At 71.0% G+C, this 18,295-nt stretch carries 17 protein-coding genes; 8 read left to right on the forward strand and 9 right to left on the reverse strand.

All coding sequences use genetic code 11. The annotated features are described in order from the left end of the window. Positions 1 to 44: 44 nt before the first annotated feature. From ACFWGZ_RS16635 to ACFWGZ_RS16645, 3 genes are all read left to right on the forward strand, one after another. Complete coding sequence (locus ACFWGZ_RS16635; protein WP_382452378.1) at positions 45 to 1,853, forward strand: protein kinase; 1,809 nt, start codon at positions 45 to 47, stop codon at positions 1,851 to 1,853. 7 nt (positions 1,854 to 1,860) lie between these two features. Continuing rightward, positions 1,861 to 2,598, forward strand: coding sequence for an SDR family NAD(P)-dependent oxidoreductase (locus ACFWGZ_RS16640; RefSeq protein ID WP_382452379.1), 738 nt, complete (start codon positions 1,861 to 1,863; stop codon positions 2,596 to 2,598). A gap of 113 nt (positions 2,599 to 2,711) precedes the next feature. Next, positions 2,712 to 4,046: a glycosyl hydrolase family 18 protein gene (locus ACFWGZ_RS16645; RefSeq protein WP_382452380.1), complete on the forward strand. Its 1,335-nt coding sequence runs from the start codon at positions 2,712 to 2,714 to the stop codon at positions 4,044 to 4,046. Here ACFWGZ_RS16645 and ACFWGZ_RS16650 read toward each other — a convergent pair. Beyond that, positions 3,942 to 4,331 carry a DMT family transporter gene (locus ACFWGZ_RS16650; RefSeq protein ID WP_382452381.1) on the reverse strand — a complete coding sequence of 130 codons (390 nt, stop codon included), beginning with the start codon at positions 4,329 to 4,331 and terminating at the stop codon, positions 3,942 to 3,944. The genes ACFWGZ_RS16645 and ACFWGZ_RS16650 overlap by 105 nt on opposite strands. Continuing rightward, the gene (locus ACFWGZ_RS16655) at positions 4,332 to 4,646 is read right to left on the reverse strand and encodes a DMT family transporter (protein WP_382452382.1); all 315 of its coding nucleotides are present in this window, start codon (positions 4,644 to 4,646) and stop codon (positions 4,332 to 4,334) included. It abuts the gene before it with no gap. A gap of 174 nt (positions 4,647 to 4,820) precedes the next feature. Between ACFWGZ_RS16655 and ACFWGZ_RS16660 the strand changes: the two genes are divergently transcribed. Further along, a complete protein-coding gene (locus tag ACFWGZ_RS16660) occupies positions 4,821 to 5,114 on the forward strand; it encodes a YiaA/YiaB family inner membrane protein (RefSeq protein WP_382452383.1) in 294 nt (97 codons plus the stop codon). Positions 5,115 to 5,165: 51 nt separating this feature from the next. On the opposite strand, the gene ACFWGZ_RS16665 is transcribed toward ACFWGZ_RS16660, so the two are convergent. Together ACFWGZ_RS16665 and ACFWGZ_RS16670 are read right to left on the reverse strand one after the other, a co-directional pair. Next, a complete protein-coding gene (locus ACFWGZ_RS16665) occupies positions 5,166 to 10,631 on the reverse strand; it encodes a carboxyl transferase domain-containing protein (protein ID WP_382452384.1) in 5,466 nt (1,821 codons plus the stop codon). A 229-nt stretch (positions 10,632 to 10,860) separates the two neighbouring features. Next, complete coding sequence (locus ACFWGZ_RS16670) at positions 10,861 to 11,352, reverse strand: Gmad2 immunoglobulin-like domain-containing protein (RefSeq protein ID WP_382452385.1); 492 nt, start codon at positions 11,350 to 11,352, stop codon at positions 10,861 to 10,863. 188 nt (positions 11,353 to 11,540) lie between these two features. Here ACFWGZ_RS16670 and ACFWGZ_RS16675 point away from each other — a divergent pair, with 188 nt between their 5' ends. Next, the gene (locus ACFWGZ_RS16675; RefSeq protein WP_382452386.1) at positions 11,541 to 11,969 is read left to right on the forward strand and encodes a DUF4383 domain-containing protein; all 429 of its coding nucleotides are present in this window, start codon (positions 11,541 to 11,543) and stop codon (positions 11,967 to 11,969) included. Here ACFWGZ_RS16675 and ACFWGZ_RS16680 read toward each other — a convergent pair. The 5 genes from ACFWGZ_RS16680 to lnt form a co-directional block, all read right to left on the reverse strand. Next, positions 11,962 to 12,438, reverse strand: a complete 477-nt coding sequence (locus ACFWGZ_RS16680) for a TspO/MBR family protein (RefSeq protein ID WP_382452387.1) — start codon at positions 12,436 to 12,438, stop codon at positions 11,962 to 11,964. The two genes, ACFWGZ_RS16675 and ACFWGZ_RS16680, sit on opposite strands and share 8 nt — an antisense overlap. After that, positions 12,438 to 12,731 (reverse strand): hypothetical protein, encoded by a 294-nt coding sequence (locus tag ACFWGZ_RS16685; RefSeq protein ID WP_382452388.1) that lies wholly within the window; start codon positions 12,729 to 12,731, stop codon positions 12,438 to 12,440. The genes ACFWGZ_RS16680 and ACFWGZ_RS16685 overlap by 1 nt, the downstream gene beginning before the upstream one ends. Before the next feature lie 10 nt (positions 12,732 to 12,741). Then, a complete protein-coding gene (locus ACFWGZ_RS16690) occupies positions 12,742 to 13,530 on the reverse strand; it encodes a MerR family transcriptional regulator (RefSeq protein ID WP_382452389.1) in 789 nt (262 codons plus the stop codon). Positions 13,531 to 13,612: 82 nt separating this feature from the next. After that, a complete protein-coding gene (locus ACFWGZ_RS16695; RefSeq protein WP_382452390.1) occupies positions 13,613 to 14,380 on the reverse strand; it encodes a polyprenol monophosphomannose synthase in 768 nt (255 codons plus the stop codon). Next, entirely contained in the window at positions 14,364 to 15,911 is a 1,548-nt protein-coding gene (lnt, locus tag ACFWGZ_RS16700; RefSeq protein WP_382452391.1) for an apolipoprotein N-acyltransferase, read from the reverse strand. The genes ACFWGZ_RS16695 and lnt overlap by 17 nt, the downstream gene beginning before the upstream one ends. A gap of 37 nt (positions 15,912 to 15,948) precedes the next feature. On the opposite strand from lnt, the gene ACFWGZ_RS16705 reads away from it, so the two are divergent. The 3 genes from ACFWGZ_RS16705 (at position 15,949) to ACFWGZ_RS16715 (ending at position 18,259) form a co-directional block, all read left to right on the forward strand. Next, positions 15,949 to 17,334: a class I adenylate-forming enzyme family protein gene (locus tag ACFWGZ_RS16705; protein ID WP_382452392.1), complete on the forward strand. Its 1,386-nt coding sequence runs from the start codon at positions 15,949 to 15,951 to the stop codon at positions 17,332 to 17,334. 30 nt (positions 17,335 to 17,364) lie between these two features. After that, positions 17,365 to 17,970, forward strand: coding sequence for a TetR/AcrR family transcriptional regulator (locus ACFWGZ_RS16710; RefSeq protein WP_382452393.1), 606 nt, complete (start codon positions 17,365 to 17,367; stop codon positions 17,968 to 17,970). Positions 17,971 to 18,064: 94 nt separating this feature from the next. Further along, positions 18,065 to 18,259 (forward strand): PspC domain-containing protein, encoded by a 195-nt coding sequence (locus tag ACFWGZ_RS16715; RefSeq protein ID WP_382452394.1) that lies wholly within the window; start codon positions 18,065 to 18,067, stop codon positions 18,257 to 18,259. The last annotated feature ends 36 nt before the right edge of the window (positions 18,260 to 18,295 follow it).

Raw genomic sequence — 18,295 nt, forward strand, 5'->3', positions numbered from 1 at the left:
GCAGCCGTCACACTTGTGGGTGATCAGAGGGGACGGGCACAGGCGTGGAGGAGAGCAGCAGGCTCATCGGGAGCCGCTACCGGTTGAGGGAGAAGGTCGGCCAAGGTGCGATGGGAGTCGTCTGGAAGGCCTATGACGAGCAGCTTCACCGCGTAGTAGCGGCGAAGGCGCTGCTCGCGCTGGACGGCATGGACGAGGCGAGGATCGCCCGCGCCAAGGCCAGGGCCATGCGCGAGGCGCGGCTGTCCGCCCGGCTGGAGCACCCGAACGCCATCCGCGTCTACGACGTCGTGGAGGAGGACGGCCAGCCCTGGCTGATCATGGAGTACCTCCCCTCCCGCAGCCTCGCCGCCGTGATCGCCGAGCAGGGAACGCTGCCGCCGCGCGAGGTCGCGCGGATCGGCTGCTACACCGCCGCCGCACTGGCCGCCGCGCACCGCCACGGCATCCAGCACCGCGACGTGAAGCCCGGCAACGTCCTGATCGGCGACCAGGAAGTCAAGATCACCGACTTCGGCATCTCGCGCGCCACCGGCGAGGACGCCACCGCCACCGCGACCGGCACCGTCGGCACGCCCGCGTTCTTCTCCCCCGAGGTCGCCCGCGGCGAGGACGCGGGGCTCGCCTCCGACGTGTTCTCGCTCGGCGCCACGCTCTACAACGCCGTCGAGGGCGGCCCGCCGTTCGGCACGGCGGACAACACCATCGCGATGCTGCACCGCGTCGCGAGCGGGTCGATCATGCCCCCGGCCAACGCCGGTCCGCTGCTGGCTCCCGTGCTGTTCCGCCTGCTGTCGAACGAGCCCGAGCGCCGGCCGTCCATGGAGGAGGCCGTGCACCTGCTCGCCTCCGTGGTGAACGACTCGCCGAAGGGGTCCGAGGCGACGGTGGTCATCCCGTCGACCGTCGAACTGCCCGCCGAGGCCCAGCCGGAGGAGAAGGCGAGGTCCGGTGCCGGTGCGGCCGCCGCCGGACTGGTCGCGGGGGCCGCGGCCGCCGAGGCCGCCGGACTGACCGCGCCGCCCGCGAAGCCGAAGACGGAGCCCGCAGCGGAGGAACCCGAGCCCGTCGAGGAGACGAAGCCCGAGCCCGTCGCCGCGCCCGTGGAGGAGGCCGGGCCCGTCGCGGAGCCGGCCGCCGACAAGGCCACCGCGGCGGCGCCGGTGGAACCACCCGCGCCGGTCCGCCCCACGCCCGTCCTTCCCGCCCCCTCGCGCGAGGAGGTGCGGGAGCCCGCCCCGAGCGGCCCGCCGGCACCGCCCGCGGCGCAGGAGGAGAACCGCCGCAGGTTCCCGCTCGTCCCGATCGCGATCGTGCTCCTCGTGATCGCGGTGGGCGTCGGCTCGTTCCTGCTGTGGCCCAAGGGCGAGAAGAACAACCAGGCGAACAACGCGCCGGCGTCCAGCAGCACCACCCCGCCGGCTGCGAACCAGTCCGAGACGCAGTCGCAGCCGACGACCACGTCCGAGACCCAGCCCCAGACGCCGCCCGCCACCGAGACCAACCCGCCGGCCAGCACCCCGAACCAGGGTCAGCCCCAGCCTCCCGCGGGCCCGCAGAACGCCCAGGAGGCGCTCACCGCCTACTACGCGCTGATCCCCGGCGACCTGCAGACCGGCTGGTCGCTGCTCACCGACTCGTTCAAGTCCGGCCGCGGGCTGAGCTTCGAGAGCTACCAGTCGTTCTGGCGCCAGTACAGCTCGGTGCAGCTCTCGAACTTCGCGCCGCAGGGCCCGAACGCCGTCACCGCGACGCTGCAGTACATGCAGGGGCAGAGCGTCGTTCAGAGCGAGACCGCCACGTTCACGTTCGTGCAGCAGAACGGCAAGTGGCTGATCAACAGCCAGGGATGATGAGGGCATGACCCGACGCGCGCTCGTCACCGGTGCCTCCCGAGGCATCGGTGCCGCCATCGCCCACGCCCTCGCCGCCGATGGCCACCGGATCGCGGTCCACTACCGCTCCGGTGCCGACGAGGCGAAGGCCGTCGCCGACGCGCTTCCCGGCGACGGCCACGTCACCGTCCAGGGCGACCTGGGTGCGGACCAGTCGGGCCGGGTCGTCGCCGAGACCGTCGAGAAGCTCGGCGGCCTCGACGTCCTGGTCAACAACGCGGGCATCTACTTCCACCACCCGATCGCGACGACGAGCTTCGAGGAGTGGCAGCAGGCCTGGCGCCGCACGGTCGAGCTCAACCTGTACGGACCGGCCGACCTCGCGTGGCACGCCGTGCGGCACATGACGAGCGGCACGCGGATCATCAACGTCGGCTCGCGCGGCGCCTACCGCGGCGAGCCCGACGCCCCCGCGTACGGCGCGGCGAAGGCCGGTCTGCACGCGATGACCCAGTCGCTCGCGCAGTCCCTGGCCCCGCAGGGGATCGCGGTCGCCGGGGTCGCGCCGGGGTTCGTCCGCACGGACATGGTCACCGAACTGCTCGCCGGTGAGGTGGCAGAGGCGATCCGCGCGCAGAGCCCGTTCGGGCGCGTGGCCGAGCCGGAGGAAGTCGCTGCGGCCGTGGCGTTTCTCGCCTCCCCGGCCGCGACCTGGTGCAGCGGCACGATCATGGATGTGAACGGGGCCTCCCACCTGCGCTGACGCGCGACCGGTCGACCGGAACCAGTTCCGGTCCGGCGCCGATCTCCCCACAACCGGTCTAGACCACTACCGTCGCGATGGGCGTTCGACGACAGTGGAAGGCAACCCCTGCAATGCGTTCATCTCGCTCCCGCCTCGGTGCCGCCGGCCTCGCGCTGGCCGCCGCCGCGGCGACGATCACAGTCATGGCGCCTGCCGCGCAGGCCGCCTACCCCGCCGGGTTCAAGAGCGTCGGCTACATGCCGTCGTGGGCGGGCAACGTCAGCTCGATCCAGTACAGCAAGCTCACCCACATCAACTACTCCTTCGTCCTGCCGAACGGCAACGGCACGCTCCAGGGCGTTCCGGACCCCGGCAAGCTGCAGCAGCTGGTGAGCCTCGGCCACCAGAACGGCGTCAAGGTCTCGATCGCGGTCGGCGGCTGGAACGACGGCAACGACTCGGGTTTCGAACAGCTGGCGGGCAACTCCGGTTCGCGCACGACATTCGTGAACAGCCTCGTGAACCTGGTCGGCCAGTACAACCTCGACGGTGTCGACATCGACTGGGAGTACCCGGACCCCGGCACGTCGGGGAACAACTACACGGCGCTGATGACGCAGCTGGGCAACGAACTGCACAGCCGCGGCAAGCTGCTCACGGCCGCGGTCGTGAGTGAGGGCGGCACGGCCAACGGCGTGCAGCCGGCGGTCTTCGGCGTCGTCGACTGGCTGAACATCATGGCCTACGACGGCGGCAGCCCGCACGCGAACTACGACTGGTCGATCGCTTCCGTGAACTTCTGGAAGGGACGCGGCCTGCCCGCGAGCAAGGCCGTGCTCGGCGTGCCGTTCTACAGCCGGCCGACCTACATCTCCTACAGGGACCTGGTCGCGCAGGACCCGGCGAACGCCAACCGCGACAGCTACAACGGCAACCAGTACAACGGCATCCCCACGATCAAGCGCAAGACGTCGTGGGCGCTGGCGAACGCGGGCGGCATCATGAACTGGGAGCTGTCCCAGGACACGACCGGCAGCACGAGCCTGCTCAACGCCATCTGGGAGACCGCGAACGGCGGCACCACTCCCCCGCCCACCGGCGGCACCATCACCGGGTTCGGCGGCAAGTGCGTCGACGTCGCGGCGGCCAGCTCCGCCAACGGCACGGCGGTGCAGCTCTACACCTGCAACGGCACCAACGCCCAGCAGTGGTCCCGCAACGGCAGCACCGTCCGCGCCCTGGGCAAGTGCCTGGACGCGAACGGCACGGCCAACGGCTCCGTGGCCCAGCTCTGGGACTGCACCGGCGCGGGCAACCAGAGCTGGACGCTCGAGTCGAACGGCCAGCTGCGCAACGCGGCCTCAGGGAGGTGTCTCGACGCCACCGGCAACTCCTCCGCCGACGGCACGAGGCTCCAGCTCTGGGACTGCGCCGCCACCGCCAACCAGCGCTGGACGTTCGCGTAGGAACTTCAGCCCGATGACGCAGGCGATGATCCCGGTGAGGAACACGATCTTCCAGACGGAGACCGCTTCCGCACCGGTGATCATCGCCCACGTCACGGTCAGCGCGGCGCCGATCCCGACCCACACGGCGTAGGCGGTCCCGACCGGGATCTTCCTCATGCCGAACGACAGCCCGACCATGCTGAGTGTCGCGGCGACGAGGAACAGCACGTAGGCCTCCCGGGACAGCGCCGTCGCCCAGACCGCTTCCAGCACAGCGCTTCCCAGCAGCACACCCCAGTGCATTCAGCTCACCACCTTCAGGCCCGCGACGCAGCCGATCAACGCGGCGAGCAGCAACGCCTTGGCCACGGTGAGCCGCTCCTGCCGGCGGACGACCGCCACGAGCACCGTGAGCACGGCTCCGATGCCGACCCACACCGCGTACGCCGTGCCGACCGGGATCTCCCGCATCGCCCACGCGAGCCCGACGACGCTCAGCGTCATCGACACGACGAACACCACCACCGGCCACGGCCGGCGGAACCCCTTCGACGCCGCGAGCGCCGTGGCCCACACGGCCTCCAGCACGCCCGACGCCACCAGCACCACCCAGTACATTGGTACGACCGTACCAGAAAAACCCGCGGCCAGGATTCCGGACCGGGCGTGGAGAACCTGTCGGTCGTCGGCCCGACGCCGCGCATCGCGTTCTTCGGCGACCAGCGTGGCCGGCATCGCGAATGAGTAGCCGTACTCATGACATGTCCGGTGTGACCCAGGACTCTTGAGTCCATGACCTCGAAGCCCGCGAACACCCCGACGTCCGGCGCCTTCTACATGCAGGCCGTGCTGTCGTTCGGGTTGTCGATGACCGCCGTCGGCATCGGAGTCGTGTTCCTGCCCGTCAACGGGTGGGTGCGCGCGTTCCTGGGCATCGCGATGCTCTACACGGTCACGTCGGCGTTCACGCTGGCGAAGGTGATCCGGGACCGGCAGGAGGACTCGTACATCGCGAGCCGGGTGGACCGGGCGCGGCTGGACAAGCTGCTGGCGGAGCACGACCCGTTCAAGCTGGACGCGGCCTGACACAACGAGAAGAGCCCGGCCACCGAGTGACCGGGCTCCCTCACGGGCACGCTACTTCGCCAGACCGTCCTCGACCGCCTTGATGATCGCCGGACGCAGCTCGGCCGCGGAGATGATCGCGTCCACCGCCCCGACCTCCACCGCGCGCTGCACGCTGTGCACCCGGTCGAACTCCGCGGCCATCTCGTTCAGCTTCTCCGTCCGCACCGACTGGCGGGTGGAAGCCAGCTCCGCCGTCAACGCCGCCCGCTCGGCACCGGAGGCCTCTGCCACGGCGGACTCCAGCTTCTTCACCCGCGGATCGTTGGCCGTGCGGCCGTCGACCTCGCGGGCGAACACCACCGCGGCCGCCGGAGCGCCACCGATGACCGAGGCGAACGAGCCCTCGACCGCCAGCACCGTCATCGACGGGTTCAGCGCCTTCGAGAACACCACGAACGCGCCGCCGTGGTACCGCGAGATCACGGTGAACACGATGGGGCCGCGGAAGTTCACGATCGCGCGGCCGATCTCCGCGCCGTACTCGAGCTGCAGCTCGCGCATCGACTCCGGCGAGCCGTCGAAGCCCGACAGGTTCGCCAGCACGACCAGCGGGCGGTTGCCCGACGCCGCGTTGATCGCGCGGGCCGCCTTCTTCGACGACTTCGGGAACAGCGTGCCGGCGGTGTAGGTGTCCGGGCCGTCGGTGGGCGGGAAACCGGTGCGGGCCACGCCGCGCGACTCGACGCCCAGCAGGGTCACCGGGATGCCGCCGAGGTGGACGTCCTGGACGACGGCGGTGTCGGCGTCGGCCATGCCCGCCCAGCGCTCCAGCACCTCGTGGTCCTGGTCGGACAGGGCGCGCATCACCGTGCGGATGTCGAACGGCTTCTTGCGGTCCGGGTTGGCCTCGGTCGAGAAGATCTCGCCGACCGTCGTGAACGGGCTGTCGCCGACCACGTGCGGGTAGGACGACACGTCGCGCGACGACGGGTCCGAAGTGGACACGCGGCGCGGGCCGGCCTCGCCGGGCGCGATGTAGCTGTGCTCGTAGTGGGCCAGCAGGACGTCGAACGCCGAGCGCAGGTTCGGGGCCCAGTACTGCGCCTGGCCGTTCGGGCCCATGACGCGGTCGTAGCCGCCGATGCCGTAGTTGTCCTCCGCCGAGACGCCGCCGGAGAAGTCCAGGGCCTGCTTGCCGGTCAGCACCATCGCCGAGTCCGGCGTCATGACCAGGATGCCCTTGGTGTGCATGAGCATCGTGGCCTCGGCGTTCCAGTACGGCTGGGCGCCGACGTTGATGCCGTTGACGACCACGTTGATCTCGCCGCCGTCCTGGGTGAACTCGACGATCCGCTTCAGCGCGGCCGCCACCCAGTCCATGTTCTCGACACCGGAGCTCATCGAGATCTTCGCGCCGGAGGAGAGCGAGAACCACTCCAGCGGCACGGAGAGCTCCGAGGCCAGGTCGATGGCGTGGATCACGCGCGAGCACTCGGGTTCGGCCAGGGCGCCCAGGGACTTGGTCGGGTCGCCGAGCAGGACGACGCGCTTCATGCCCTCCGGGTAGGCCGGGGTCGGCGTGGTCACCACACCGACGACGAGGCCCGCCTTGTTGCCGCCGCGCGGGCGGTCCACCGGCACCAGCGCGCCGTCGACGAGGTCGTGCTCGACGAACGAGCCGCCGTCGCCGACGAGCATGTCGACCAGCTCGTACGGGTAGATCGTGCCGCGCGACTGGGCCCGCAGCACGTTCTGGCGGTAGTCGTCGAGCGGCTGGATCGGCTCGGTCGGCGGCTGCACGAACGAGAACGACACGCCGGCGCCCGCGTCCTGGGCGATCCGCACGCCGATGTCGGTGAGCTCACCGGACACCGGGTCCTTGCGGCGCGCCAGGAACAGGACCTCCTCGAGGTCGAGGCCCGTGGTCGTCGGCAGCACGCGCTGGCCGATCGCGTCGAGGTCCTTCGAGCCGAGCTCGGTGGGCGGCCACGCGTAGAGCACGACGCGGTTGGTCGCGAGGCGCGTGCGGCCGCCGGACTGCGCGCGGGCGCGGCGGATGCCGTCGAGGCACGTCGCGAGGACGTCCTCGGCCGCGGGCAGCGCCACGATCCGGCCGTCGTCGTCGCGCAACGGGGTCAGGTCGCGGACCTGGCCCAGCGCCACCAGCCGCTCGTCGGACTTGTTCGACTTCGCCACCGCGCGGAACAGGTACACGTCCTCGTCCACGGAGGACAGTCGCGTGAGGTCGAACTCGCGCAGGCGTTCCAGCTGCATGCGTTCGGCGATGCGCGGGTGGAGCCCGCGCACCAGCCTCTCCTCGGCGAACCCGTTGGACGACGGGCGGAACGTGAAGTGGTGGTGCATCGACTCGCCGCGGCGGCCCGCCACCGTGGTGGTGATGCGGGTGATCGTCGGCGGCAGCGGGTGGGCGGCGAGCGCCGCGCCCAGGCCGGCGGCCATCTCGTCCTGGTCGGACGGCCCGTCGGGCCAGTTGACGTAGAGGTCCGCGACGACCGCGCTGCCGTCGCCGTGCTTGACGACGTCGCCGACGGCGTCCACCAGGGACGGGAACTCCACCGCCGTCGACACCAGGCGGGTCTGCTCCGGCTCGTTCTCCGCGAGGAAGAACGAGCCGGTCACGCGCGGGTTCGCCAGCGCCTTCTTGGTGTAGTAGCGGCGGGCCAGCACCTCCAGCAGCGGGGTGTTGTCCGCGCCGGGCTTGCCGATGCGCTGGCCGAGCAGGCGCACCAGCGGCTCCGCGGACGCCACCATCGCGACGATCCGCTCCTCGCGGTCCGCGGCCTGCGGCTGCGCGTCGAGGTGGATCAGGTGGCGGCGGACCTCGGTGTGCACGCGGGCGCGGTTGCGGCGCACCAGCGGCTGGGCGAACCAGGTGAACACGACGCTGCGGGCGAGGTCGGCCACCGCCGGGTAGCGGACCTGCGTGGCGGCGATGATGTGCTCCAGCACCAGGCCGACGCGCACCCGCTCGGACTCGACGGGCGGCGCCTCCCCGACCCACTCGCGCAGCAGGGCGGTCGCGACGGCCGCGTCGAACACCCCGCGGCGCTGCGCCACGAAGATGCGGAACACGGCCTGCTCCAGCGCGGGGGTGCGGTCGAGCTCGGTGATGCCGTAGTGGCCGACCACGTTCGTCAGCCGGGCGCGGAAGCCCTCCGGCAGCGCCGCGCGGTCCGCGTCGAGCGTCTTGAGGTAGGTGTGGAAGTGCTCGCGCGGCGAGTGGATGTGGTTCTCCGGCTTGGTCTCCTCGCCGGCGGGCCGGTTGCGCGAGAGGTCGCAGAGGTCGGCGAAGATGCCGAGCAGCTCCGCCTCCGCGACGAGCGGCCGTTCCTTCAGGTCCTCGCGCGCGCTCAGGTAGTCGGTCAGCACGCGGTCGGTGTCCGCGGCGGTGGTGTCGAAGCCCAGCAGCAACGCGCGCAGGTCGGCCTGGCCGCGGGCGGCGAGCTCCTCGGGACTGACGTCCGTGCGCGGGGCCGGCAGCTCCAGCTCGACCGACGACTCGGACTTCGCCTCCTCGGCGGTGCCGTCCGCGTCCTCGACCTCCTCGAGCTTGAGCAGCGCGCCACCGGCGGGCACCTGCGTGCCGACGACGACGTTGAGCTCCTTCAACCGGGCGCGGAACGGCGCGCGCAGCACCGTCTCCATCTTCATCGCCTCGAGCACGAGCACCGGGGCACCGGCCTCGACCTCGGCACCGACCTCCAGCGGGGTCGCGACGACCAGCGCGGGCATCGGCGAGCGCAGGACGCCGCCCTCGTCGCGGGTGACGCGGTGGGTGACGCCGTCGACCTCGACCTGGTGGACGGGGCCGTGCGTGCCGGTGACGACGCGGAACCGCGTGCCGTTGACGGTGATCTGGCCGACGTGGTGGTCGAACCGCTCGACGTCGACGTCCCCGGTCAGCACCGTCGCGGAGTCGGCGGCGGACACGCCCACGCGGTACTTCGCGGCACCCGTGCGGGCGACCTGCACCACGTACGGCTGGCCGCGCAGCACGAACTCGAGCTTGCTCGCGCCCTCGTGGTTCGTGCGCGGCTGGCCACCGCGGGCGGAGGCGAGCAGCTGCGCGAGGTTGAGCTGCTCCTCATCCTCGTAGACCTCGATGCCGGCCGCGGCGAGCGCGATCGCGGAGTGGCGGTGCGAGACCAGGCCGCCCTCGGCGCGGACCCGGTCGATCCAGGACGTGTCGGCGGAGCCGTCGATCACGGCGGGCTCGTCGAGCAGGTCGAGCACGAAGCTCTTGTTGGTCGTGCCGCCCTCGATGATGACGGTCGTCTCGGCCATCGCGCGGCGCAGCTTGCCCAGCGCCTCGTCGCGGTCGCGGCCGTAGGCGATGATCTTGGCGATCATCGAGTCGAAGTCGGCGGGGATCTGCGAGCCCTCGGCCACGCCGGTGTCGACGCGGATGCCGGGGCCGGCGGGCAGCTCCAGGCGGACGATCGTGCCGGGGCACGGCGCGAAGTCGCGGTCCGGGTCCTCGGCGTTGAGGCGGGCCTCGACGGCGTGGCCCTGCTCGACGGGCTTCGCGCCCTCGAGCCTGCCGCCGCCCGCGACGTGCAGCTGCGCCTTGACCAGGTCGAAGCCCGTGGTGATCTCGGTGATCGGGTGCTCGACCTGCAGGCGGGTGTTGACCTCGAGGAACGCGAAGAGCTTCTCACCGGGGTGGTAGAGGAACTCGACGGTGCACGCGCCGCGGTAGCCCACGGCGTTCGCGAGCCGCTCGGCCGACGCCTTCAGCTCGTCGACCTGCGAGGGCTCCAGCACGCAGGACGCCGACTCCTCGATGATCTTCTGGTTGCGCCGCTGCACCGAGCAGTCGCGGACGCCCAGCGCCCACGCCGTGCCCTGGCCGTCGGCGATGACCTGCACCTCGACGTGCCGGGCGCCGGTGACGAGGCGCTCCAGGAACATCACGCCGGAGCCGAACGCGCGCGCCGCCTCCAGGCTGGTGCGCTCGAAGTTCTCCTCCATCTCGGCGGGAGAGGTGATCTTGCGGATGCCGCGGCCGCCGCCACCGGCGGTCGCCTTGAGCATCAGCGGGTAGGTGACCTCCTCGGCCACCTTCAGCGCGTGCTCGAGGTTCTCCACGGCACCGCGCGACCACGGCGCGACCGGGACCCCGACCTCCTCGGCGATCAGCTTCGAGCCGATCTTGTCGCCGAGCTTGCGCATGGCCTCCGCGGACGGGCCGACGAACGTGACGCCGACCTTCTCGCAGAGCTCCGCGAACTCGGGGATCTCGGCGACGAAGCCCCAGCCGACCCACGCGGCGTCGGCCTTCGTCTCGACGAGGGCGGTCTCCAGCACCCCGAGGTCGAGGTACGGACGGTCCGCCGCCAGGCCGAGGTTGTGGGCGAGGTCGGCTTCCCTCACGAAGGGCGCCGACTTGTCGACATCGGTGTAGAGGGCAACGGTTTCGATCCGTTCCCCTGTCTGGGCGGCGAGCTCACGGACGGCGTGGATCAGCCGCATGGCGGCTTCCCCGCGGTTGACGATCGCTACTCGACTGAACAACGACTTGACTCCTCGCGGACATACGACCTCAGCGGCAGTCGCCGCCCAATCGAGTACACACTCTCGTCTACTACCCGGTAACAAAACCGCTGGAGCGGAACGAGTTGAGCAGCGTGCTTTGTATGAAACCAACAAGGCACCAGGTCCTCGGCACAGCTTCACTTGAGCCCGTGGCCCAACTCACCCGGTGAGAGCTCCCCCGGTGTCCGCTCCGGGGGAGCCGGGAGCGTCAGTCCCGCGGCACCCGGAGCACGTCGCCCGGCGTGACGACGTTCGGGTCCGTCACGACGTGCGGGTTCGCCCGGACGAGTCGCGTGTAGAGGTTGCCGGAGCCGTAGAACTGCGTGGCGATCGACCACAGCGTGTCGGCCGGCTTGACCACGTACTCGCCGTACACGCGGTAGTCCGGGACGATCCGCGGCCCGTAGACGACCGGCACGATGACTTTGTCGAGCTCCGCTCCGTCCTTCGGCGAGCGCCAGAACACCTCGACGAAGAGCCGGTCGAGCGCGAACGAGGCACCGGAGACGTCGACCTCCAGCCGGAACTGCCCGTGGCCGCCCTCCCCGTCCCCCGCCGTGAAGCCGCCGACGACCTCGTCGTGGCCCTCGTGGATCCGGTAGCTGAACGCGGCCTCGAACGCCCCTCCCGCGGTCCCGGCGATCTGGACGCGGCTCCCCACCAGGCCGAGCGGTCTCGGCTGTTGAACGTCGATGGACATGGTGATTCCCCTTCCCCTCGCATGCAAGATCGCGGGAGGACCCGGAGGTGTTGCCGTGGTTCACCCCGATGGCGCAACGGGGTTCTACCGTCCGTCGCCGAAACACCGGTTCGGCGGACACGCCGGGGCAGGCGCGACATCCGGATGCCGCAGGCGTTCATGTCGGCCCTCGCGGGGTAGCCGCCGGTATGCGACCAGTTCAGAAGGCTGCCAGGGTGGTCGGCGCGGTGTTCCTGCTCGTCGGGGTGCTCGGGTTCGTCCCCGGCGTCACCGCGCGGTACGACGAGCTCGCCCTCGCCGGCCACTCCGGCGCCCTGCTCCTCGGCCTCTTCGCCGTGTCCGTGCTGCACAACGCCGTGCACCTGCTCTTCGGCGTGGCCGGCCTGCTCGCCGCGAGGACGACGCAGTTCGCGCGCGCGTTCCTCGTCGTCGGCGGCGGCCTCTACGTGGTGCTGTGGGTCTACGGCTCGGCGATCGGCGAGCACTCCGACACGAACGTCCTGCCGGTCAACACCTCCGACAACTGGCTGCACCTCGGCCTGGGAGCGGTGATGATCGCGCTGGGCGTCGCCACGACCGCGGTGGAACGGCGCCGCAGCGACTCCCCGGTCAATTGAGCAGGGCGATCGAGATGTTCAGCGCGCCGGCGAAGCTCACCCACGCGAGGTAGGGCACCAGCAGCGCCGAGGCGGCCTTGCTGCGCCACGAGAACACCACGATCAGCGCCACGATCGACAGCCACAGCACCACGATCTCCGCGAACGCGAACTCGAACCAGCCGAGGCCGAAGAACAGCGGGGTCCACAGCGCGTTGAGCACCAGGTTGGCGCCGAACAACAGCAACTCGCCACGCCGGGCGCCATTTCGCCACGCCAGCCAGCCGGACAGCGCGATCAGTCCGTACAGGACGGTCCACACGGGACCGAAGAGCCAGGCGGGCGGCGACCACGACGGCCGCTGCAGCGCCAGGTAGTCCTCCCCCGCGGACACCGAGAAGAGCGATCCCACGACCGCGGTCACGACGACCGCCGCGATGAACAGGAACAGCACGCGCACCGGGTGGTGGCGCATCGGCAACGTCGTCATCAAGAACCCCCGACAGGCAGAGCGCGAACGATGGCGAGCACCGTCGAACGGCTGGGCGCCGCTCGTTCGGCGTCGTCGAGCAGGGACAGCTCGTCGGCGAGCACGGCTTGGCGGATCTTCTCGAACCGGCCGGGCAGCTCGCGCACGAGCACCTCGACCAACCGGTCGCGCAACGCCCGCCCCGCGGCGTCGTCGGACGGCAGCCGCCGCCAGTGCGAGCGCAGGACGCGCTCGGCGACGTCCTCGCCTCCCGCCGCCCACAGCAGGCGGATCATCCGGTCGGCGAGGCTCATGCCCCCGAGTCTAGATTCGACTCAGAATCGTTTCAACCGCACCGCGCAGCGTGTCGACGACCGACACCCCCGGCGGCAGCGGCACGCCGTCCCAGCCCGCACCCGCGACCAGCACCGGCACGTCGGCCAGCGCGGCGAACGGCACCTGGTCCGCGTGCGCCCGGTCGTGCGCCCACACCACCACGACCCGGGGCCGCACCTGCCGCACGGCGCTGACCAGCGCGGCGGGAGGCACCCTGGCGCCGAGGTTGCGGGCCACGCAGCCCTGTTCGGCCAGCGCGGCGGCCAGCACGTCCATCGGCAGGCTGTGCTGGTCCTCCGGCGCGCACGCCAGCAGGACCGCGGGCGTCCCGACCGCGACGCCCGACGCTCGCATGGCGTCGGTGATGCTGCCGCTCGCGACGTGCTCGATCTCGATGCCGGCCGAGGTCGACGCGACCCGTTCGCCGAGCTCCACCAGGAACGGCACGAGCACCGCGTCCCAGGTGTGCACGACGCCGTGGCGGGCGATCAGGTCGGCGGCCACCCTGCGCATCCCCGCCGCGTCCATGCGGTCCGCGGCGGCCAGGAAGTCCAGGTCGTCGGGCGCGACCAGGGTCGCGGCGGCCGACGCGGGGGCCACCCCCGACCCGGTCAGCTCGACCATCCGCTTGAGCCGGGCCAGGTCGTCGTCGTTGTACCGGCGGTGCTTGCCCTTCTGGCGCGTGCTGGGACCGAGCCCGTACCGGCGGTCCCACGTGCGCAACGTCGTGGGCGCGACGCCCAGCATCCGCGCGACCGCCCCCGCACTCCACTCCACGACTCACCTCCGCTGCACCGATTCCTAATCGCAATGCGCGGGACGCCGGGGCGGCAGAGACCGCTCCGGCGTCGCGGCGACGCTACTTCCTCTTGCCCGCGAAGAGCTCCTTGACCTGGTTGCCGCGCCGGCGCAGACCCCACTTGGTCACGCGGATCAGCGCCTCGCGGACGATGTTGCCGCTCATCTTCGACTCGCCGAACTCCCGCTCGAGGAACGTGATCGGCACCTCGCGGACCCGGAAGCCCAGCTCGATCGTCCGCCAGAGCAGGTCGATCTGGAAGCAGTAGCCGGCCGAGGCGACCGAGGCGAGGTTGAGCTTGCGCAGGGTGTCCGCGCGGAACGCCCGGTAGCCGCCCGTCATGTCGCGGATGTTCGCGCCCAGCGCGAGCCGCGAGTACAGCGAGCCGCCGAGCGAGAGGAACTTGCGCTGCGCGGGCCAGTTGACGACCTCGCCGCCGGGGACCCAGCGCGAGCCGAGGACCAGGTCGGCCTTGGGCAGCGCGTCCAGCAGGCGGTGCAGCTGCTCGGGGGCGTGCGAGCCGTCGGCGTCCATCTCGCAGATGACGCCGTAGTCGCGGTCGAGGGCCCACTGGAAACCGGCGACGTACGCGGCGCCCAGACCGGCCTTCTCGGTGCGGTGCATCACGTGGACCCGGTCGTCGGCGGCCGCCATCTCGTCGGCGAGCTGGCCGGTGCCATCGGGGCTGCCGTCGTCGACCACCAGGACGTGCACGTCCGGCAGCGCCGCGTGCAGCCTCTTGACGATCTTTCCGATGTTGTCCCGCTCGTTGTAGGTCGGGATCACCACCAGCACCTGCCCGAGTTCCTGGTCAGGCTGCTGCGCCATTCGAGTCCTTCCGTCGTCGTGTGAAGCCCAGCGCCAACGCCACAAGGCCCGCAGCGGACATCACCCACTCGGGCCAGGCTCCTAGCCGAGTCGCCAGCGTAGTCTGCGTCCGCAGCGGCAACGTCGCCACCAGGGCACCAGGCTCGAAGAGCCCAGTCTTCCGAGTGACGGAACCGTCGGGTTCCACGATACCGCTGACCCCGGACGTGGCGGCGACGACGACCGCGCGCCCGTGCTCCACGGCGCGCAGCCGGGACATCGAAAGCTGCTGGTAGGTCATCTCCGTGTAGCCGAACGTGGCGTTGTTCGTCGGGATCGCGATGATCGTCGCCCCGGCCGTCACGGAGTCGCGGACCACCGAGTCGAACGCCACCTCGTAGCACGTGTCCAACGCCACCTTGGCGGGTCCCATGACGAAACCCTCCGGGTCGGTGCCGGGCTGGAAGACGCCCGCCCGGTCGACCTCGGCGGCGAAGAGCCGGAAGAACGAGCGCATCGGCATCGTCTCGCCGAAGGGCTGCAGCTTGCGCTTGGTGTAGGTGTCGGTCGGCCCCTTGCCCGGCTCCCACAGCACCACGGTGTTGCGCGGCAGGTTGTCGTTGCGGTCGACCACCACGGCGCCCACGGCGATCGGCGCCTTGATGGCGGCGGCGGCCGCGTCGATCACGGCGGCGGCGTCGGCGTTGCGGAACGGGTCGATGTCGGAGGAGTTCTCCGGCCAGATGACGATGTCGGGCTGCTGGGCCCGGCCCGCGGCGACGTCGGCGGCGAGTTCCACGGTCCGCTTCGCGTGGTTGTCGAGCACGGCCCGGCGCTGCGCGTTGAAGTCGAGGCCCGCGCGCGGCACGTTGCCCTGGATCGCCGCGACCGTCACGGTGCCGCCGGAGGGGTCGACGCCCACCGGCACGACGAACCCGACCAGCAGCGGCACCACGACCAGCGGCAGGCCGAGTTTCCAGTTCCTCAGCAGCCAGAACAGCCCGAACCCGGTCAGCACCACCGCGAACGACACCAGCGGCGCTCCCCCGAGCGACGCGAGCGGCAGGTACCAGCCCTCCGGCTGGCCGAACGCGATCTTGCCCCAGGTGAAGCCGCCGAACGGGAACACACCGCGCAACGCCTCGTCCGCCACCCACAGCAGCGCCGCCCACAGCGGCCACCCCGGCACGCGGGAGACGGCCGCCATCGCGGTCGTGCCGATGGAGATCATCAGCGCGCACGCGAGCGCCAGCGGCAGCCACGCGATCAGCCCGACGAACTCCCCGGTCCAGCGCAGCAGCGGCACCATGAACCCGAGCCCGAACAGCAGCCCGTAGCCGAACCCTGCCCGCGCGCGGCGCCGGTGGATCGTCCAGGCCAGCAGCGCGAACCCGACCGGCGCGAGGAACCACAGCGGGCGGGGCGGGAACGACAGGTACACGAGCACGCCGCCGGCGACGGCGAGCAGCACGCGCGTCAGGAACGGCGGGCTGAATTTCCGCCTGCCTGTGGGCAATTCCGGCGATTCCGGCGCGATGGGGGGTGCGACCACCCGATCAGCCTACGAGGCCAGGAGTACACAGGACGTCATGACATACGTGGATCTTGTGTTGCGCACCCTGTCCACCGGCGGCGAGACCGAGGCGTTGATCGGCGGCGACACCAGACTCACCCGCTCCCAGGCCCGCGACCTGGTCTTCCGCCTGGCCGACGGCCTCACCCGCCGCGGCGTGCGCCCCGGTGACGGCGTGGCGGTGTTCATCGGCAACACGCCGGAGGCGGTCCTGCTCACCGTCGCCGTGCACCTGCTCGGCTGCCGGCTCGTGTACGTCCCGCCCGAGCCGGGACCGGGCGAGCTGGCGGCGTTGATCGAGAAGGCCGAAGTCGCGGCGGTGGTCGTCGACCCGGGGTTCAGCGACCGGCTCGACGGCTGGCACCTGCAGGACCTGCCGGGCGACCCCGTGGAACGCACCCCGGCCGCCGACTTCACCACCGTCAGCTACACCGGCGGCACCACGGGCCTGCCGAAGCTCGCCGTGCACCCCGAGAGGTCGAGCGTGAAGTGGGAGGCGGTGCGGCGGATGCCTCCCTCGACCATGCTGTGCAACACCCTCATCACCCACGGCAGCGGCGCGGGCGTGACGCGGATGGCGCTGGTGACCGGCTCGAAGCTGGTGCTCGGACCGTCGAGGTTCGACGCGGACGCGTTCGTGCGCCTGGCCCGCGACGAGGAGGTCGCGACGACGATGTTCGTGCCACCGATGATGTACGAGGTCCTCGACCACCCGGACTGCCCCGGCCCGCAGTTCCTCGGCGTGAGCGTCGGCGGCGCCATGCTCTCCCCGCACCGCCTGCGGCAGGCGGTCGAGCGGTGGGGGCCGGTGGTCTTCCAGGCCTACGGCATGACCGAGGCGCTCGGCATCGCGGTCATGCCCGCCACCGAGGTCGACCTCTCCCGGCCGGAGACCCTGCGCACCGTGGGCAGGCCCGTGCCGGGGATGGAGGTGGAGATCCGCGACGGCGACGTGTGGGTGCGCGGCCCGATGGTGATGGAGGGCTATTGGGGTGAACCGCCCTTGCGCGAAACGGCGGACGGCTGGCTCAACACCGGCGACATGGGCTATTTCGATGACAACGGTTACCTGTACCTGAACGACCGCAGCAAAGACGTCATCGTCACGGGGCGGACCTCGGACAACGTCTACTCGCGACTGCTCGACGACTTTCTCGTGACGCTGCCGGGCATTCGGCAGGCGGCGGCGGTGGGCCGTCCGGACGACGCGTTGGGCGAGGTCGTGCACCTGTTCCTGGTCACCGACGACGACAACGCTGTCGATTTCGACAGCATTCGCGATTCGGTCGTCGCCGAACTGGGTGAGCTTTACCAGCCCAGCGGGGTCACGATCGTGTCCCAGCTGCCCCTGACAAAGGTCGGAAAGGTCGACAAGCGCCGGTTGCGTGCGCGGTTTCGGTAAGGTTCCACGCAAATCAGGAGGTGACGGCGTATGCCCCGTCCAAGCGTGGAAGCCGAACGCAAGGCGCAGATCCTCGCGTCCACCTGCAAGGTGATCGCGGCCGAGGGTTTCCGGCACCTCCGCGTCTCCGACGTGGCGAAGGACGCGGGCGTCTCCGGTGGCACGGTCCACTACTACTTCGAGACCAAGCGGGAGCTGACCGACGCCGCGTTCGAGCACTGCTTCGAGCAGTCGGTCGCCCGCCGCCGCTGGATCCTCGAGTCGGAGGAGCCGCCGCTGTCGCGGCTGCGCATGGTCGTCGAGTCGTACCTGCCGGAGGGCGCGGAGACCGTCGAGGCGTGGAAGGTCTGGGCCGAGCTGTGGGTCGAGGCCATCCGCAGCCCGGAGCTGCAGGAGCTCAACGAGCGCTTCTACGGCGAGTGGCGCGACATCGTCGCGAGCATCTTCCGCGCCGGCCAGGCGTCCGGGGACATCCTCGCGCCGGGCGACCCGGTCGTGCTGGCGAACATGATGGTCAGCATGCTCGACGGCCTGGCGCTGCAGGTGCTGGCAGGCTCGCGGGCCATGACGGTCGACGTCATGCGGACCACCTGCCTGCGGTTCGTCGACCAGCTGTCCACGGCGTCGGTGGGGTAGCTCACCCCACCCTGGTGGTGGGGCAGGCCCCATCGGGGTCGAATCAGGGTTGGTCCCGATGTGGCAGATCGGCGAAAACGGGCATCCTCGAAGCATGACCACGACAGCAGCTTTGAGCAGGCCCAGGACCAACCGGATGATCGCGGGTGTGTGCGCGGGGCTCGCCCAGCGCTGGGGCATGAAGGCGGGCACCGTGCGCCTTCTGTTCCTGCTGTCCTGCCTTCTGCCCGGACCGCAGTTCGTCGTCTACCTCGTGCTCTGGGTGATGCTGCCCGACCGCGGCTACTGATCGGCCAGGTGATCGCTGCCCCGCGCACCCCGGTGC

The sequence above is a fragment of the Lentzea sp. NPDC060358 genome (assembly GCF_042725365.1).
Lineage (GTDB): Bacteria > Actinomycetota > Actinomycetes > Mycobacteriales > Pseudonocardiaceae > Lentzea.

Excerpts from the sequence above, each read along its gene's own strand:
- ACFWGZ_RS16640 (WP_382452379.1), top strand. The coding sequence starts at position 1,861 with ATGACCCGACGCGCGCTCGTCACCGGTGCCTCCCGAGGCATCGGTGCC.
- ACFWGZ_RS16645 (WP_382452380.1), top strand. The coding sequence starts at position 2,712 with ATGCGTTCATCTCGCTCCCGCCTCGGTGCCGCCGGCCTCGCGCTGGCC.
- ACFWGZ_RS16650 (WP_382452381.1), bottom strand. The coding sequence starts at position 4,331 with ATGCACTGGGGTGTGCTGCTGGGAAGCGCTGTGCTGGAAGCGGTCTGG.
- ACFWGZ_RS16655 (WP_382452382.1), bottom strand. The coding sequence starts at position 4,646 with ATGTACTGGGTGGTGCTGGTGGCGTCGGGCGTGCTGGAGGCCGTGTGG.
- ACFWGZ_RS16660 (WP_382452383.1), top strand. The coding sequence starts at position 4,821 with ATGACCTCGAAGCCCGCGAACACCCCGACGTCCGGCGCCTTCTACATG.
- ACFWGZ_RS16670 (WP_382452385.1), bottom strand. The coding sequence starts at position 11,352 with ATGTCCATCGACGTTCAACAGCCGAGACCGCTCGGCCTGGTGGGGAGC.
- ACFWGZ_RS16675 (WP_382452386.1), top strand. The coding sequence starts at position 11,541 with ATGCGACCAGTTCAGAAGGCTGCCAGGGTGGTCGGCGCGGTGTTCCTG.
- ACFWGZ_RS16680 (WP_382452387.1), bottom strand. The coding sequence starts at position 12,438 with ATGACGACGTTGCCGATGCGCCACCACCCGGTGCGCGTGCTGTTCCTG.
- ACFWGZ_RS16685 (WP_382452388.1), bottom strand. The coding sequence starts at position 12,731 with ATGAGCCTCGCCGACCGGATGATCCGCCTGCTGTGGGCGGCGGGAGGC.
- ACFWGZ_RS16695 (WP_382452390.1), bottom strand. The coding sequence starts at position 14,380 with ATGGCGCAGCAGCCTGACCAGGAACTCGGGCAGGTGCTGGTGGTGATC.
- ACFWGZ_RS16705 (WP_382452392.1), top strand. The coding sequence starts at position 15,949 with ATGACATACGTGGATCTTGTGTTGCGCACCCTGTCCACCGGCGGCGAG.
- ACFWGZ_RS16710 (WP_382452393.1), top strand. The coding sequence starts at position 17,365 with ATGCCCCGTCCAAGCGTGGAAGCCGAACGCAAGGCGCAGATCCTCGCG.
- ACFWGZ_RS16715 (WP_382452394.1), top strand. The coding sequence starts at position 18,065 with ATGACCACGACAGCAGCTTTGAGCAGGCCCAGGACCAACCGGATGATC.